The sequence below is a fragment of the Candidatus Kinetoplastibacterium crithidii genome (assembly GCA_027557655.1).
Lineage (GTDB): Bacteria > Pseudomonadota > Gammaproteobacteria > Burkholderiales > Burkholderiaceae_B > Kinetoplastidibacterium > Kinetoplastidibacterium crithidii_C.
The window spans coordinates 538,688-557,095 of record CP064915.1; the positions used below are offsets into that span (position 1 = coordinate 538,688).

Here is an 18,408-nt window from a genome sequence, read left to right on the forward strand (position 1 = left end):
ATTTATAAAAAAATCTGTATTTATTAAAATACGTACATGTTGTTTTGCTACAATATACTCTTATAAATATTGTAAGAATCTTTTCCTAAAAAGAACAACAGAATTCTAATATAGAATAAATTGGAATTCATAATTCAATCTGTTTTTAATAAATTGGTATTAATTAAGTGAATCTCCATAATACGAAAAATACTCCAAATATAATTCAAAAATTACTATCTAAATTAGATAATTATAAAAAATATCAATATGGAAAACCTTATGGTTCAGGTTTATCATTTTTATTAGGCAAGATTAAAAAATATTACAAATATCCAATTATACTAATTACACATAACTCTTTAGAAGCTCAACAAATAGCAGAAGAAGTCCACATACTCTACTCCAAATTACGCGTATTTAATATGCCAGATTGGGAAACATTACCTTATGATGCATTTTCTCCAAATCAAAGTTTAATTTCTGAAAGATTAAAAACACTTTATGAATTACTAAATAATAATATTGACATTTTAGTTATACCTATAAATGCATCTATTAATTATATCTCTCCAATTGATTTTATAGCTGCATATAGTTTTATATACAAAAAAAATGATTCCATCAATGAAGAAAACCTACTTAATCAATTAAGAATCGCTAATTATAAACAAGTTAGTCAAGTAGTAGATTTTGGTGAGTTTTGCATCAGAGGTAGTATTATAGATATCTTTCCGATGGGCTCATCAACTCCATATCGATTAGATTTATTAGATAACAAAATAGAATCTATTAGAACTTTTGATATAGAAACACAATGTAGTACTGGCTACATTAATAGCATAGAAATCCTACCAGGAAAGGAATTTCCTATCGATGAGAAATCAATTAATTACTTCCGTTCTAAATTCCGTGAATATTTTGAGGGAGATCCCTCTAAGTACTCAATATATAATGATATTAGCAAATCAAATATATTTCCAGGAATTGAATATTATTTACCATTATTTTTTGAACAAAAATCTACCATTTTTGATTATCTACAAAAAGAATCTTTATTTATAACATTGGAAAATATTAATGAAACCATAGAGCAATTCTCGAGAGATACTCAGGACCGTTATAATTTTCTAAAACATGATATAGAAAGACCTATTCTTAAACCAGAAGATCTTTTCTTAGATCAAGAAAATTTTTACAAAAAAATTAATAATTTTAAACATTTATCTATTAATTTAAAACAAAATAACGAATTCGAAAAAATCCCTAACGTTTCTATATTAGAAAATAATTTAAATATAGTAGAAAATATAAAAGAAACTACTAGAGAAAAAAAATCAAAAATTATTATATGTGTAGATTCAAATAATAGGAAAGAAATAATAACAAATACTTTAAAAACAAATTCAGAACTAAATATAGTATCCCATAAAAACATTGAATCTTTTTTTAACTCTCAAGATCAAATAGGCATAACAATTGCGCCTATAAATTATGGATTCAAATATATCTCAGAAAATTTAACTATTATTACAGAAAATGATTTGTATCCCAATACTTATAATGCAAAAAATTATAAAAAAAATAAGATCAATAAAAAAAATCAAGAAGCACACTTTCATGATATAGCTGATTTATCTATAGATGACCCTGTTGTACATTATCAATATGGTGTTGGAAGATATAAAGGATTAGTTAATATGAATGTAGGAAAAGATCAAATGGAATTCTTACATTTAGAGTATGCAAAAAAAACTAGTTTATATGTACCTATTACTAACTTAAATTTAATTTCTAGATATATAGGAATTGATCCAGAAAATGCCCCTCTACATCAATTAGGCTCAGATACATGGGAAAAGAAATATAAAAAAGCAATCAAGCAAATATATGATACAGCAGCTGAATTATTAGATATATATTCTAAAAGAGCTATGAAAAAAGGACATGCTTTATTAGCAAATACAGAAGACTATAATAAATTTGTAGAAGATTTTGAGTTTACAGAAACTATTGATCAAGAACAAGCAATCCAGGCTGTATTAAAAGATATGTCCTTAGCAAAACCAATGGATAGATTAGTATGTGGAGATGTTGGTTTTGGAAAAACAGAAGTAGCTTTGAGAGCAGCTTTCATTGCTGTTTCAAATCATAAACAGGTAATTATACTATGCCCGACAACATTATTAGCAGAACAACATACCCAAACATTTAGTAAAAGATTTGCAAATTGGCCAATAAAAATATCTGAATTATCTAGAATGAAATCACGCAAAGAAATACTTCATACTATTTCTGAAATAAACGATGGCATAGTAGACATAGTTATAGGCACACATAAAATACTATCATCAGATATTAAATTTAAAAATCTAGGTCTTGTAATAATAGATGAAGAACATAGATTTGGCGTAAGACAAAAAGAAATGTTCAAAAACATTAGATCTGAAATTGATGTATTATCACTAACTGCAACCCCTATTCCTCGTACTCTAAGTATGTCTTTAGAAGGAATAAGAGATTTTTCAATTATTACAACAGCACCACAAAAAAGACTTCCAATAAAAACTTTTATAAGATATCAAGACAATAGTATTCTTATAGAAGCTATAAGACGCGAAGTAAGACGTGGCGGACAAGTTTATTTTCTACATAATGAAATTTCTACTATAAATAACAAGAAAATTTTAATAGAACAATTATTACCAGAAATAAAAGTTGCTATTGCTCATGGTCAAATGTTGGCAAGAGATCTTGAGAATATTATGAAAAATTTTTGTCAAAAAAAATATGACGTATTACTATGTACAACCATAATAGAAAATGGTATAGATATACCAAATGCTAATACTATTATAATTAATAGAGCTAATGCTTTTGGATTAGCTCAACTACACCAATTACGAGGTAGAGTTGGACGATCTCATCATCAAGCATATGCTTATCTATTAATTTCTAATGAAGAATCAATAACTAGCCAGGCAAAAAAAAGACTTGATGCAATTCAAAATATGGAAGATCTTGGATCAGGTTTTTATTTAGCTCTTCATGATTTAGAAATTAGAGGATCTGGAGAAATTCTAGGAGAATCACAATCTGGAAATATACAAGAAATAGGATACTCACTATATAACGAAATGCTATCTGAAGCTATATCCAAAATAAAAGATGGAAAAGAAATAAACCTAACAAATTTAGTTATACCAGCATCTTGCGAAATAAATTTAGGTGTTACATCTATTTTACCATCTGAATATTGTCCTGATATATCAGCCAGATTAGACTTATATAAAAGATTATCTCATACCAATAGTGAGGATGAGATACTTAAGATTCAATATGAAATAGAAGATAGATTTGGGAAATTAATAGATCCAGCAGAAAATCTTATTATTACTCATAAACTAAGAATATTAGCTGGCCAATTACACATAAAAAAACTTATCATAGAAAACAGTCGCATTATTTTAATTTTTGAGAATAATATACATACAGATATAGAAAAAATAATCTCACTAATAAAAAATAATGCGAACATGAAGCTAGGTCTTGATAATAAAATTATCCTGTCAAACAATAAAGATTTTAAATCAAAAATCAATGAATTATTTAATATATTAAATTATTTAAACAATAACAACTATATTAAATTATAGTCATCTTAGAGCATAGATTAAATAAAATATCAGGAAAAAAACTTATAATCATAATAAATAATACATTAAAAATTAATAAATTCTTAAAAATTAGAGAATAATAAAAATTGTTTGATTTGATAATAGATAAATTATTATTACAGTTATCAAAATAAACGATTTTAATAACTCTTAAATAATAAAAAGCTCCAATCAAAGAAAATAAAATAGCATAAATAGCAATATATAAATGATTAGAATTTATTAAATTTCGTAAAATAGAAAATTTAGCGTAAAATCCTACAAAAGGAGGTAAACCAGCTAAAGATAACATACAAATTAACATAAAAAAAGCCATTACAGGATTTACCTGGTTTAGACCTTTTAAATCATCTAAGTTTTCACAATCAAAATTAGCACGTGAAAAAAACATTAATAAACCAAAAATTGCCATATTAGTTATCACATAACTAATTATGTAAAAAACAGAATCTATATATGCAACTGATCCTTCTAAAGGTTCGACTCCTATAAGCCCTAACAAAACAAATCCCATGTGAGATATAGTAGAGTAAGCGAGTACTCTTTTAAAATTAGTTTGCAATATAGCGGCTATATTGCCTATTGCTAATGATAAAATTGAGAATATTATTATTATAGATTGCCAATCTAAATAAAAAGCAACAAAAGAATTAAATAAAATTCTTATCATAATAGCAAAAGCAGCTATTTTTGGTGCTGTGCTAATCAATAACGTAATTATAGTAGGAGAACCTTGATAAACATCTGGAACCCACATATGAAAAGGAACAACACCTAACTTAAAAGAAAGACCAGCTAATATAAATATTAAAGAGAAAATAACAATTTCTATACTAATAGTACCCTGAATAAATGCAGATAGATCAACCAACTCTAAAGAATTAGAAATACCATAAACTAAGGAAAAACCATATAACAAAATTGCTGATGCAATAGAACCTAAAATAAAATATTTTAAAGCAGCTTCTATTGATTTAGAATAATCTCTACGCATAGCAATCATCGCATATAGTGGTAAAGACATTAATTCTAACCCTAAATAGATAGATAATAGATTCCCAGAAGAAACCATAATCATTTGACCAAGCAAAGAAAATAAAGTTAGATAATAAAAATCACCACCTTGTGACAGGATGTTAAAATCCTCCACATATGCTCTACTATAAATAAGAGAAATGAAAGTAATAATACAAAGCAATATTTTTAAATATTGAGAAAAATTATCAATTACTAATGACCCATTAAATATTCTATCAATAAAATCAAATTGTTGCATAACTATAAGACAAATAGTCGATATAAATAATGCTAACAAACTCATGATAAATGTAATATTATGATTTCTTTTGAAAATATCTATCAGAAGTATTATCAAAGTAGAGCAGAGCAATAAAATCTCAGGTAGGATGAGAATAAAACTATTATAGTTAATCATATTCATTTTAAAATTTTGTTATATTTTTGTTGTAGATAATTGATCTAATAAAATTTCTACTGGAAGATGAATTACATCTGTAAATATTTTTGGATAAATCCCCATAATTAAAATTAATATTGCTAATAAAGTAAATATAAAAAACTCTCTTTTATTAATATCTGATAAATCATTAGAAGCAACACTACTATTAACTTTGCCAAAAGCAATTCTTTTAACTAACCATAAAGAATAAGATGCACTAAGAACTAAAGAAAAAGCTGTTAATATACCCACTACAAAATTATATTTTATTGAGCCCATAATAACAAAAAACTCACCCACAAAACCACTAGTACCTGGCAAGCCAGAATTTGCCATAGAAAAAAATATAAAAAATGTTACAAATGTAGGCATAATATTGACTAGACCACTATAATCAGATATTAGTCTAGAATGAGCTCTATCATATAAAACCCCTATAGAAAAAAACATCGCAGTAGAAACAAAACCATGAGAAATCATTTGTAAAATAGCACCTTCCATCCCTGCTTTATTAAATAAAAATATACCTAACGTAACAAAACCCATGTGAGCAATTGAAGAATAAGCTATTAATTTCTTCATATCTTTTTGTGCTATAGCAATAAATCCTATATATATAATAGCTATTAAAGATAATGATATCATCAACATAGACATACCTTTAGATGCATCAGGTAATATAGGCAATGAAAAACGCAGAAAACCATAAGCACCCAATTTAAGCATAATAGAAGCCAGAATAATAGATCCACCAGTAGGAGCCTCTACATGAGCATCAGGCAACCATGTGTGGACTGGCCACATAGGTATTTTTACAGCGAAAGCTAACCAAAATGCCATAAAAATAAACACTTGGTCAACATAACAAATATTTGTTGAATACCAATTAGTAATTTCAGAAGAATTAGAAATATTACGTAAATAAATTAACGCAATAAACATTAACAAAGAACCTAATAAAGTATATAAAAAGAATTTAAAAGAAGCATAAAAACGATTAGGTCCTCCCCATATACCTATAATTAGATACATAGGAATTAAAGTAGTTTCAAAAAATACATAAAATAATATACCATCTAGTGAAACAAAAACTCCATTAATTAAACCTGATAAAATCAGAAATGCAGCAAAATACTGTAAGATATTATTCTTTATAGATTCCCAAGAAGATAAAATTACTATAACTGTCATAAAGGAGTTTAGTATTAGGAACCATAATGATATGCCATCTATACCTAAATGATAATTTATATTAAATGTTTCTATCCAAGAATAATTTTCCTCGAATTGAAACAAAGAGTTAGTTACTTCAAATAAATTATATATAGATAAAACAATAAAAAAACTAATTAAAGAGCCAAATAATGATATCAACTTAATATAAAGCTGATTACGTGTATCTACAACCAAAATAATAAGACCAAAAATTATTGGAGTAAAAATAGATAAAGAAAGCCAAGGAATAGATGTATAAGACATTGTAATCATCGAATAAATACAAAAAATGTTACTAAACAAACAATACCCACAGTCATGGAAAGAGAATAATAGTAGATAAAACCAGATTGTAATTTTTTGCTAATCTTTGAACAAAAACAAGCAATATTAGCACAACCATTTACAAGTAACTTATCAATTAGGATTTGATCACAAAATTGCCAAAAAAATAATCCTATATAATAAGCACTCACTGCAATTTTCTCATATAAAACATCAAAATAATATTTTTCTTGTAATATCTTATAAACTAAAGAAAATCTACTCTTAATTACAGAAGGTAGATTTGTATTAATCAAAAACAAATACCATGAAATAATAGCACCACTTACAGTTAATAAAAAAGGTATAGATGTTAGAGAATGTAAAGCAAAATTTAGACTGCCATGCCATCCCAATGAAACTTTATAAAAAGCTAAATGTTCTGGAATTATCGTAATAACATTATCAAATAAGCCATTAAACAAAAATCTATCAGCAAAAATATATCCTATAAATATAGCTGGAATAGATAATATTAATAATGGCATAGTTACAACAATAGAAGATTCTTTTGGATAACTATTATCAATCTTATGACCAGGAATTTTATGTGCATCTAAATGATTATGTTTTTGCTTAAAATGACCATGAAAAACTAGGAAATATAACCTAAAAGAATATACAGATGTAACAAAAATACCGATAAGCAAAAAATAATATGCAACAGATGATCCATAAAGATCAGAATTCTTAACCGTTTCTAATATCAGTTCTTTAGAATAAAAACCAGAGAAGAAAGGAGTGCCAACTAAAGATAAAGTCCCTATTAGAAAAGTTATCCAAGTTATAGGCATATACCTATATAACCCACCCATATATCTAATATCCTGATTATGATGCATACCTAATATAACAGAACCAGCCCCTAAAAATAAAAGAGCTTTAAAAAAGGCATGAGTCATCAAATGGAAAATTGCCAAAGAATATGAAGATACTCCTAAAGCAACTGTCATATAACCTAGTTGTGATAATGTGGAGTAAGCGATAACCTTTTTAATATCGTACTGTATAATACCTAATATACCTAAAAATAAGGCTCCAATAGATCCTACGAAAACGATAAATGACAAAACGAATGATGAATATTCAAAAACAGGAGAAAAACGAGCAACCATAAAAATACCAGCAGTAACCATAGTAGCTGCATGTATTAATGCAGAAATTGGAGTGGGACCTTCCATGGAATCTGGTAACCAGGCATGCAATGGAACTTGTGCTGACTTCCCCATTGCTCCTACAAACAAACAAAAACATGCAACTGTAATAATAGAACATCCAGAAAAAATAATATCATGATCAATAACTTTACCAACTAAACCATCTACTTTATCAAAAATCTCATGATAATTCATTGTTCCAGTATAAGAAAATAATAAACCTATACCTAATATAAAACCAAAATCACCTACTTTATTAACTAAAAAAGCCTTCATATTTGCTATAATTGCAGAATCTTTGTTATACCAAAAACCTATTAGCAAATAAGATACTAGTCCGACAGCTTCCCAACCAAAGAACAATTGCATCATATTATTAGACATAACTAACATTAACATTGCAAATGTAAATAAAGAAATATAAGAGAAAAAACGCTGATAACCCTCATCATCGGACATATAACCTATTGAGTAAATATGAACCATCAAAGAAATTGATGTTATTATCAACATCATCAATGCAGATAATATATCAATTAAAAAACCTACTTCCAACTCAACATTGTCTATAGCACTCCAAGTATACAAAACATGTTCATAACAACTACGATTATTAATAATATCAGTTATTACAATTACAGATCCGATAAAAGAAACAAAAACTGCAAATATTGTAATAATATGAGTACTCTTTTTATCTAAGATAGGCTTACCAAAAAAACTAGTTCCTAACAAACCGGATAATATTGATCCAAATAAAGGTGCTAAAGATATAATTAGGAAAATATTAGGATTTAATGGAAAAATATTCATCTTTTATTTTTCATCCTCTAAGATTGCTAATTGCATTAGAATCTACAACACCTGATTTTCTAAATAATAAGACCAACAATGCCAATCCTATAGCTGCTTCAGCAGCTGCAACTGTTAAAATAAAAAAAACAAAAACTTGACCTGATATATCATTATTAAATCTAGAAAATGCAACTAGATTAAAATCAACTGACAATAATAATAATTCTAAAGACATTAACAAAACAATTAAATTTTTTCTATTTATAAAAATTCCAACTAAACCTATAGAAAAAATAATAGAACTAACAATAAGACAATATGATAAGGTTAACATTATTCATTTCCTTCTTTAGAAGAAAGACTATTAGCATAATAATTGTTTACATTTTTAGGAAATTTTACCATAATCAGCCTGTTATTTGGGTCTGTCTTTAAAGCGACATCAACTTCATTTATTTTTCTATCTTTCCTAGTACGAAGTGTCAGAGTAATCGCAGATACCATACCTACCAATAATATTACAGCACCTATTTCAACAAAGATGTAATAATCAGAATACATAGCATAACCGATAGAAAAAGAGTTAGTTATACTAGAACAATTACTCATAGGAATATAAACATCTTGACTCCATGTCGCAAATAATATCATAGCTGTTTCTATAACTAAAATGAAGCCAACAACAAAACCAAAAATTATATATCTATTTAAAGTAAGCTTTTCGTTAAGCTTATGAAGATCTATCATCATTACGACAAATAAAAACATAACCATAACAGCACCAACATAAACCAATATTAGTATCAATGATAAAAACTCTGAGCCTAATATCATCCAGATCATGGAAACATTTATAAAAACTAGTATCAAATTAATAACAGCTAAAATAGGATTTCTAACTACTACTACACAAACTGCAGATAGGCATGCTACAACAGATAAAAAAGAAAAAAGAAAATCGATAAAACTCATTTTAAAATCCTGAAAATAATCAACGATAAAAAGCATCTTGAGCTTTTCTAGATGAAATCTCAGACTCATATTTATCGCCAATAGCTAAAAGCATCTCTTTTGTAAAATAAAGATCCCCCCTTTTTTCTCCATGATATTCATAAAAATGTGTTTCTACTATAGAATCAACAGGGCAACTTTCCTCACAAAACCCACAAAAAATACATTTAGTAAGATCAATATCATATCTAGTAGTACGTCTTGTACCATCTTCCCTTTGCTCAGAATCTATACTTATAGCCATAGCTGGGCAAACAGCCTCACATAGCTTACAAGCAATACAACGCTCTTCTCCATTTGGATAACGCCTTAAAGCGTGTAATCCTCTAAATCTTGGTGAAATAGGAGTTTTCTCATATGGATAGATCAAAGTATTTTTACCTTTAAAAAAGTATTTACCTGTTATAAACATCCCTTTCAAGAAATCAACAAGCATGAGACTACGTAAAAACCTTCCTATAGACTTCATTTAATCCCTCTTATCATATAAAAGAACTAATACCATATATTCCATGGTGTTCTAACCCAAATAGCAACTACCAAAAACCATATTCCTGTAATTGGTATAAATATTTTCCAACCAAGTCTCATTATTTGATCATACCTATATCTTGGAAAAGAAGCTCTAAACCATATAAACAAACACACTATAAAAAAAGTCTTGATCCAAAGCCAGACCCATCCAGGTACTAAATAAAAAGGAAAAAAATTAAACGGAGGATACCAACCACCCAAGAATATTACTGAAGCCATACATGATAACAAAATAATATTTGCATATTCAGCTAAAAAGAATATTGCAAATGAAACCCCTGAATATTCAACCATATGACCAGCAACAATCTCAGATTCTCCTTCTACAACATCAAAAGGATGTCTATTTGTTTCGGCAACAGATGAGATAACATATATAACAAATAAAGGTAATAGTGGCAACCAATTCCAAGATAAAAAAGGTATTCCTATATCATAAAAAAAACCTTTATTTTGAACACTAACAATATCACTCATATTCAAACTTCTGGAAACTAATAAAACAGTAACCAAGATAAATCCAATAGCTAATTCATAAGATATCATTTGAGCAGCCGCTCTTAAACCTCCTAACAAAGCATATTTTGAATTTGATGCCCAACCAGCTATAATAACACCATAAACGCCCAAGGAAGTAATAGACATAACATATAAAAGGCCAGCATTAATATCAGCTAAAACAATATCAGGCCCAAATGGTATAACAGCCCATGCAGCCAATGCTGGCATAAGAGTAATAACTGGAGCAATTAAAAAAAGAACCTTGTTAGATTCACTAGGTATAATAACTTCTTTAGTTAACAATTTAAATACATCAGCAAATGGCTGAAGAAGACCTCCATAACCAACCCTATTAGGACCAAGTCTGACATGCATTGCTGCAATCATTTTACGTTCCCAATATGTCAGATAAGCCACACAAACTATTACAGGAAGCATAATAGCGAATATTTTTAAAATGGTATATAAAACCAAAGATATATTACTATTCAAGAAATTTACAAAAATCAATTCTGATATCATAATTTTTCCACATTAATATCTTCAAAAGACCAACCTAAAGCAGCTGTTTCTTCAAACGCAGCTGGCAAATATAAACCTTGATCTGGAACGCAATCATCATTTATAGCAATTACTTTTATGCTATTACCACTACTAGATATTTTCACCATTTCACCATTAGAAATTCCTAATTGCTTTAAAGAAGAACCATTAAGTCTTAAAACTGGAGGTTGTGAATATTTTGTCTTTTGCAAAGATTGAGAATTCCTTACAATAACATCTGACCTATATATTGGAACATTAGCAATTCTTTCAAACTTATCAGAGAAATTATCTATCCCTATAAAAGAAATGTCGATGCTATTAGATAATCTAGTTTTCAAATCAAAATTTAAAATATCCTGTTTAACTTCATCGGAACTTTCATAATTAAATCCAGAAATATTTAATAATTTTCCCAAAGCACAAAAAACCTTCCATGCAGGTCTAGTTTTACCAAAAGGAACAACTACGCCTTTAAAACTTTGAATAATACCTTGAGAGTTTATATATGTTCCTGAAGTTTCACTAAAAGGAGAGATTGGAAGTATTACATTTGCCCATTTCTTAGCAAAAGAAAAATAAGGAGTTAATGCAATTGAAAACTCAGAATCTTCTATAGCTTTTAAAGCATTTAGACCATTGTCGATATCTAAATATGGATCAGAATGGAGAACTATATATGATTTCAACGAACTATTAAAAATATCATTTACTAATTTTCCTTTTTTAGGAAGAAAATTAGATATATAACCACCAATATTATTTGCTCCATTAACAAGAAAAGAAATGCCAGAATCAATAATATTAGCAATATAACCTGCATTTGCTACTAATTTTGATGAATTAGGCACCGATAAAGCCATATTACCCAATAAAATGGCTGACTTATTATTTCTATCTAATAAAGCTTCAGCAATCATAAGCAATGTTTTGTTATCAGTGAGGCACAATTCCTCGAATTCTTTTGGAATATCTTTAGACATATTTTTTGACAAAATTACACATAATTCCGCTAATAACAAATGGAGTTTTGAAGGAATAACAGTAATTCTACCTGCAATATCAATAAATTGATTTGATTGATAACTATCTAATATAAAAATCTTTGCTCCACGCTTAGCTGCTTTACGAATTCTATGTGCTATTAATGGATGATCATTCCTTAAATCAGATCCTACTATTAGTAAAATATCTAATTTTTCTAACTCTTCCAAAGAGAATCCCAACCAAGGGATGCCCTTAAAAATTTTATCTAAATTAGAATCATTTTGGCGCAATCTAAAATCTATATTATCAGACCCTAGATTATTCAATAATTTTTTAAATAAATAGAACTCTTCTAAGGTAGAATACTCAGAAGCTATACCAGCAATTTGTTGCTCACCATATTTATTTTTTATTAAATTAAGTTTTTCAGCAATTTTTTCTAATGCTTCTTCCCAAGATATTTCATTCCAATCACCATTACTATCCTTAAACATAGGGGAAGATAACCTATCAGCACTATTTAATCCTTCATAGGAAAAACGATCTCTATCTGTTATCCAACACTCATTAACATCATCATTTTCAAAAGGAACAACCCTCATAACCTGATTATTCTTAACCTGCATTATCAAGTTTGTACCTAAACTGTCATGGGGACTAATTGATTTTCTCCTAGCCAATTCCCAAGTACGGGCCTTAAATCTGAAAGGCTTAGAAGTAAGCGCTCCAACTGGACATATATCTATCATATTACCTGATAACTCAGATTCTATATAATTACCTAGAAAAGTCGATATTTCTGAATGCTCACCACGACCAAGCATACCTAACTCTTTTATTCCTGCTATCTCTTCTCCAAAACGTATACAGCGAGTACAGTGTATACAACGACTCATTTCTTCAGCAGATATTAAAGGACCAAAATTTTTATGAAAAACTACTCTTTTTTCCTGTTCAGAATAACGAGATTTTTTCTTACCATAACCAACAGCTAAATCTTGCAACTGACACTCACCTCCCTGATCACAGACAGGACAGTCAAGAGGATGGTTAATTAGCAAAAACTCCATAACAGAGTTTTGTGCTTCTTTGACTTTCCTGGAATCAGTATGCACAACCATCCCTTCACTTACTATAGTGGAACAAGCAGGCATGAGCTTAGGTGTTTTTTCTATCTCTACTAAACACATACGGCAATTTGCAGCAACTGACAATTTTTTGTGATAGCAAAAATGTGGCACATAACATCCAAGTTTTTCAGTAACCTGAATCAGGCTACTTCCCTTTGGAACTCTTATTTTTTCACCATTAACGGTTATTTCTATCATTTGCATTTTCAGACTCTACAAATATTTTTGTACTAAACAAGATTTATGTGTTATATGATACAAAAATTCATGTTTAAAATGTTTTAAAAAACTTATAACAGGCATAGCTGCTGCATCCCCTAGAGCACAAATGGTATTACCCATTATATTATGTGAAATAGAATTCAATAATTCTAGATCTTCAACATTAGCATCACCCTTTTCGATCCTAGATAAAATACGATATATCCAACCTGTCCCTTCTCTACAAGGAGTACATTGTCCACAACTTTCTTCATAATAAAAATATGATAATCTTAGAAGAGTATTTACAATGCACCTAGTTTCATCAATAACAATAACGGCACCAGAACCAAGCATAGATCCTGCTTTTGATATGGAATCATAATCCATACTACAATTCATAATTATATCAGCAGGAAGAATCGGTGAACTTGACCCTCCAGGAATTACAGCTTTCAATTTATTACCTTTAACCACACCACCAGCAAGCTCTAAAAGAACAGAAAATGGTGTGCCAAGTGGAATTTCATAGTTACCAGGAAATTCTACATCTCCACTAACAGAAAATATCTTGGTTCCAGCATTATTAATTTTCCCAGATTCTAGATACTTTTCTGAACCATTCAATATGATCCAAGGAACAGCAGCAAATGTTTCAGTATTATTAATATTTGTTGGACAATCATATAATCCAACATTAGCAGGAAATGGAGGTTTAAAACGAGGTCTTCCTTTTTTACCTTCTAGAGATTCTAATAAAGCAGTTTCTTCCCCACAAATATAAGCACCATAGCCATGCACTGCGTACAAATTAAAACTAAAATTAGAATTTAATATATTTTCACCTAAAAAACCATATGCTCTAGCTTCGTCTAAAGCTTCTTCAAAACGCTTATAAACATCAAAAATCTCACCATGAATATAATTATAACCAGTACTTATGCCCATAGCATAAGCTGCTATAAGCATACCCTCTATAACCAAATGTGGATTAAATCTTAATATATCTCTATCTTTAAATGTTCCAGGTTCACCCTCATCAGAATTGCAAACAAGATATTTTTTGGATAAATTTTTTGGCATAAAGCTCCATTTTAAACCAGTTGGAAATCCTGCTCCTCCCCTGCCTCTCAATCCAGACGATTTAATCTCCTCTATAACATCATTAGGAGACATCTTAGATTGTATAATTTTTTTTATAGAATCATAGCCATTTCTAGTTAGATAATCCTCTATTCTCCAATTGTAACCATTAATTCCAGCAAAAATTTGAGGAGAAATATGCCTACCATGGAAACATGTAGATCTGCTTTCTATCGTATCAATAGGATACGGCTTCAAACCATCATCAAATTTAATCTCAAATTCTTTTAAATTCATGTATTATTCCCCATCTTCTTTTGAAAGAATATCAATAAGAGAATTAACTTTTTCTTTAGTCATTCTGGCACACATATGTTTGTTATTAATCAACAAAACAGGAGCATCACCACAAGCTCCTAAGCATTCACTTTCAACCAAAGTAAACTGTTTGTTATCACTTGTTTCATTAAAGTTTATACCCAATTTTCTTTTTAAATATGTAGCAATTTCGTTACTACCACGAAATGAACATGAAAGATTAGTACATACGGAAATCTTATTTTTCCCCATATGTTTAACATTGAACATATTATAGAAAGTAACAACTTCTTGAGCTGTTATAGGAGAAATACCTATGTAATTAGCGACATCTTCTATAATTTCTGGAGATAACCAAGATTTATCTTCCTGTGCAATTGTTAAAGCTGCTATTAAAGCAGATTGACGTCTATCAGCAGGAAATTTTGCCAATTCCGTATCTATTTTCTGATATGATTTTTTAGAAAGCAACATACTTTGCCTGTCTTAGAGTTAAATAACCTTAATTTTTATATATAATATCAAAATAAAAAATTTACCTATCTATTTCACCAAATACAATATCTTGCGTTCCTATAATAGTTACAACATCTGATATCATATGCCCCCTTGACATTTCATCTAAAGACTGCAAATGGGCAAAACCTGGTGCACGAATCTTAATGCGATATGGTTTATTAGCACCATCAGATAATATATATATCCCAAATTCGCCTTTAGGATGTTCTACAGAAGAATATGCCTCTCCAACTGGTATGCAAAAACCTTCACTAAAAAACTTAAAATGATGAATTAGCTCTTCCATACCTGTCTTCATATCTATTCTTTTAGGAGGAACATACTTACAACTCTCTGCTATAACATCGCCTGGATTATTACGTAACCATTCTATACATTGTCTAATAATTTTATTACTTTCCCTCATTTCAGCCATACGCACCAAATATCTGTCGTAACAATCCCCATTAACCCCAATAGGAATATCAAAACAAAGATTATCATAAACTTCATAAGGTTGATTTTTACGTAAATCCCAAACAACACCTGAACCTCGTAACATAGGACCAGTAAAACCCAATGCCTTTGCCCTATCAGGACTAACGACACCGATACCAACAAGTCTCTGTTTCCAAATACGATTGTCTGTCAATAAAGACTCATACTCATCTATACATTTTGGGAATCTTTCAGTAAAATCATCGATAAAATCCAATAAAGAACCTGAACGAGCTTCATTCATTCTATCAAAATCTTTTTTATTCCTTATTTCTCTAGAAGCATCTGTATACATTGGCATAGAATTCGGTAGATCTCTATATACACCACCAGGCCTATAATAAGCAGCATGCATCCTTGCGCCAGAAACAGCTTCATAACAATCCATCAAATCTTCACGTTCACGAAATGCATATAAGAATACTGCCATGGCCCCAACATCCAGTGCATGGGAACCTAAAGACATAAGATGATTCAATATTCTCGTGATTTCATCAAACATTACTCTGATATATTGAGCTCTTAACGGTACTTGAATCCCTAAAAGTTTCTCAATGGTCATAACATAAGCATGCTCATTACACATCATAGAAACATAATCCAAACGATCCATGTAAGGTAGACCTTGTATATATGTTTTATTTTCTATTAATTTTTCCGTTGCTCTATGTAACAGACCTATATGTGGGTCTGCTTTTTGAACTACTTCACCATTTAGTTCTAATATTAAACGCAGGACACCATGAGCAGCAGGATGTTGAGGACCAAAATTCAAAGTATAAGTTTTAATATCCATGGTTATTACAATTCCAATCCATAAGAGTTTTCACGAATAACTCTTGGAGTAATTTCTCTAGTATCAATACTAATTTCTTTGTAAACAACTTTTTTAAGATCTTCATCATAATGTATTTCAACATTACCAGATAAAGGAAAATCCTTACGAAAAGGATATCCTACAAAACCATAATCAGTAATTATTCTTCTCAGATCTTTATGACCATCAAAAACTATACCAAATAAATCAAAAGCTTCTCTTTCAAACCAATTAACACTAGGCCAGCAATTTATTAAAGAAGGAAGAACTGGTAAATCATTTTTTTTCGCCCATGTTCTGACCCTAAGCCTCCAATTATTAACTATGGATAAAACATGAATTACTACAGCAAAACGCTTGCCCTCGGGCATATTAGCATTACCCTCACGAATACTAGACTTACCCCAAGACAAATAATCTACAGCACATAAATCGATACAAGTTTCAAAACATAAACTATTATCTAATTTTAAAATATTGCAAATATCTAACCATTGGTCAGAAGAAACTTCCAAAGTTAACTCATTAGTTCTACTGTGCAATAAGTTAAAATCATAATTTACAAAAACTTTTTTTAACGCATCTTTCAAAATTTCTATTTGATTCATCTACATTCATATCCTTAATAGGTAATAAAATTTTATATTTTCTAAAACATTAAAGAATTACCTTGAAATACTATTCTTCTGTAAAATTTTCTTCTGCATTTGAAAAAGACCATAAATTAACGCTTCAGATGTAGGTGGACATCCAGGAACATAAACATCAACTGGAATAATTCTATCACACCCCCTAACAACAGAATAAGAATAATGATAATAACCACCACCATTAGCACAAGACCCCATAGATAAAACCCATCTAGGCTCAGGCATTTGATCATAAACCTTTCGCAAGGCAGGAGCCATTTTATTACATAATGTACCAGCTACTATCATTAAATCGGACTGACGTGGACTTGGCCTAAAAATAATACCAAATTGATCTAAATCATAACGTGCTGCACCAGCATGCATCATTTCAACAGCACAACAAGCTAAACCAAAAGTTACTGGCCATATAGATCCTGTTCTAGCCCACTTAAGAAGTTTATCAGCACTGGTAGTTATGAAACCTTGTTTAAGAATACCATCTGTAGACATAGTTCTATTCTCTAAAAGAAAAAATAATATATTTATTAAGGCTTATTCCCATTCTATAGCACCTTTCTTCCATTCATATATAAAACCTACAACTAATATAAATATAAATATTAGCATTGAAATAAAACCCTTTAATCCTAGAGCATCTTGTGCTATTGCCCAAGGAAATAAAAATGCTATTTCCAGATCAAATAGAATAAATAATATTGCAACTAAATAGTATCTAATATCAAACTGCATATGGGAATCTCCAAATGAATCAAAGCCACACTCATATGGAGAATTTTTTGCAGAGTAAGGTGATTTATGACCAAGCAAATAACCTATTAATAGCATTCCAAAACCAATAATTATTGCTATTAATATAAAAAGAAATACAGGAAAATATTGCTGCAAATTCATAAATATTAATTCCTAATGATAACTAAATAAACTTCTTGATTATATATCATATAACAAGAATTATGATAACAAGATTAAATTAAATCAATATAAAAACTAAAAGCCACCTATCTATTGCAAGAAGGTGACTTTTAGAA

At 29.3% G+C, this 18,408-nt stretch carries 15 protein-coding genes; 1 reads left to right on the forward strand and 14 read right to left on the reverse strand.

The genetic code is table 11. The features are described from left to right. The first annotated feature begins 167 nt into the window (after positions 1–167). Positions 168–3,635: a transcription-repair coupling factor gene (gene mfd, locus I1N47_02520; GenBank protein ID WBF65316.1), complete on the forward strand. Its 3,468-nt coding sequence runs from the start codon at positions 168–170 to the stop codon at positions 3,633–3,635. Here mfd and nuoN read toward each other — a convergent pair. The 14 genes from nuoN to ndhC form a co-directional block, all read right to left on the reverse strand. After that, on the reverse strand, positions 3,625–5,091 hold the full coding sequence (gene nuoN / locus I1N47_02525) for an NADH-quinone oxidoreductase subunit NuoN (GenBank protein ID WBF65908.1): 1,467 nt from the start codon (positions 5,089–5,091) through the stop codon (positions 3,625–3,627). The genes mfd and nuoN overlap by 11 nt on opposite strands. An 18-nt stretch (positions 5,092–5,109) precedes the next feature. Continuing rightward, positions 5,110–6,594 carry an NADH-quinone oxidoreductase subunit M gene (locus I1N47_02530; protein WBF65317.1) on the reverse strand — a complete coding sequence of 495 codons (1,485 nt, stop codon included), beginning with the start codon at positions 6,592–6,594 and terminating at the stop codon, positions 5,110–5,112. A 5-nt stretch (positions 6,595–6,599) separates the two neighbouring features. Next, positions 6,600–8,624, reverse strand: a complete 2,025-nt coding sequence (nuoL, locus tag I1N47_02535) for an NADH-quinone oxidoreductase subunit L (protein WBF65318.1) — start codon at positions 8,622–8,624, stop codon at positions 6,600–6,602. Positions 8,625–8,634: 10 nt separating this feature from the next. Next, complete coding sequence (nuoK, locus tag I1N47_02540; protein ID WBF65319.1) at positions 8,635–8,940, reverse strand: NADH-quinone oxidoreductase subunit NuoK; 306 nt, start codon at positions 8,938–8,940, stop codon at positions 8,635–8,637. Then, positions 8,940–9,578, reverse strand: a complete 639-nt coding sequence (locus I1N47_02545) for an NADH-quinone oxidoreductase subunit J (GenBank protein ID WBF65320.1) — start codon at positions 9,576–9,578, stop codon at positions 8,940–8,942. Before I1N47_02545 ends, nuoK begins: the two co-directional genes overlap by 1 nt. Positions 9,579–9,597: 19 nt before the next feature. After that, positions 9,598–10,086 (reverse strand): NADH-quinone oxidoreductase subunit NuoI, encoded by a 489-nt coding sequence (gene nuoI / locus I1N47_02550; GenBank protein WBF65321.1) that lies wholly within the window; start codon positions 10,084–10,086, stop codon positions 9,598–9,600. 26 nt (positions 10,087–10,112) lie between these two features. After that, on the reverse strand, positions 10,113–11,174 hold the full coding sequence (nuoH, locus tag I1N47_02555; GenBank protein ID WBF65322.1) for an NADH-quinone oxidoreductase subunit NuoH: 1,062 nt from the start codon (positions 11,172–11,174) through the stop codon (positions 10,113–10,115). Beyond that, a complete protein-coding gene (locus I1N47_02560) occupies positions 11,171–13,510 on the reverse strand; it encodes an NADH-quinone oxidoreductase subunit G (GenBank protein ID WBF65323.1) in 2,340 nt (779 codons plus the stop codon). Before I1N47_02560 ends, nuoH begins: the two co-directional genes overlap by 4 nt. Before the next feature lie 15 nt (positions 13,511–13,525). Then, on the reverse strand, positions 13,526–14,893 hold the full coding sequence (nuoF, locus tag I1N47_02565) for an NADH-quinone oxidoreductase subunit NuoF (GenBank protein WBF65324.1): 1,368 nt from the start codon (positions 14,891–14,893) through the stop codon (positions 13,526–13,528). 3 nt (positions 14,894–14,896) lie between these two features. Then, positions 14,897–15,388: an NADH-quinone oxidoreductase subunit NuoE gene (nuoE, locus tag I1N47_02570; protein ID WBF65325.1), complete on the reverse strand. Its 492-nt coding sequence runs from the start codon at positions 15,386–15,388 to the stop codon at positions 14,897–14,899. A 61-nt stretch (positions 15,389–15,449) separates the two neighbouring features. Continuing rightward, entirely contained in the window at positions 15,450–16,706 is a 1,257-nt protein-coding gene (locus I1N47_02575; protein WBF65326.1) for an NADH-quinone oxidoreductase subunit D, read from the reverse strand. A 5-nt stretch (positions 16,707–16,711) separates the two neighbouring features. Beyond that, on the reverse strand, positions 16,712–17,335 hold the full coding sequence (locus I1N47_02580) for an NADH-quinone oxidoreductase subunit C (GenBank protein WBF65327.1): 624 nt from the start codon (positions 17,333–17,335) through the stop codon (positions 16,712–16,714). 57 nt (positions 17,336–17,392) lie between these two features. Then, positions 17,393–17,869, reverse strand: coding sequence for an NADH-quinone oxidoreductase subunit B (locus tag I1N47_02585; GenBank protein WBF65328.1), 477 nt, complete (start codon positions 17,867–17,869; stop codon positions 17,393–17,395). Positions 17,870–17,911: 42 nt separating this feature from the next. Next, positions 17,912–18,271: an NADH-quinone oxidoreductase subunit A gene (ndhC, locus tag I1N47_02590; GenBank protein ID WBF65329.1), complete on the reverse strand. Its 360-nt coding sequence runs from the start codon at positions 18,269–18,271 to the stop codon at positions 17,912–17,914. Positions 18,272–18,408: the final 137 nt, after the last annotated feature.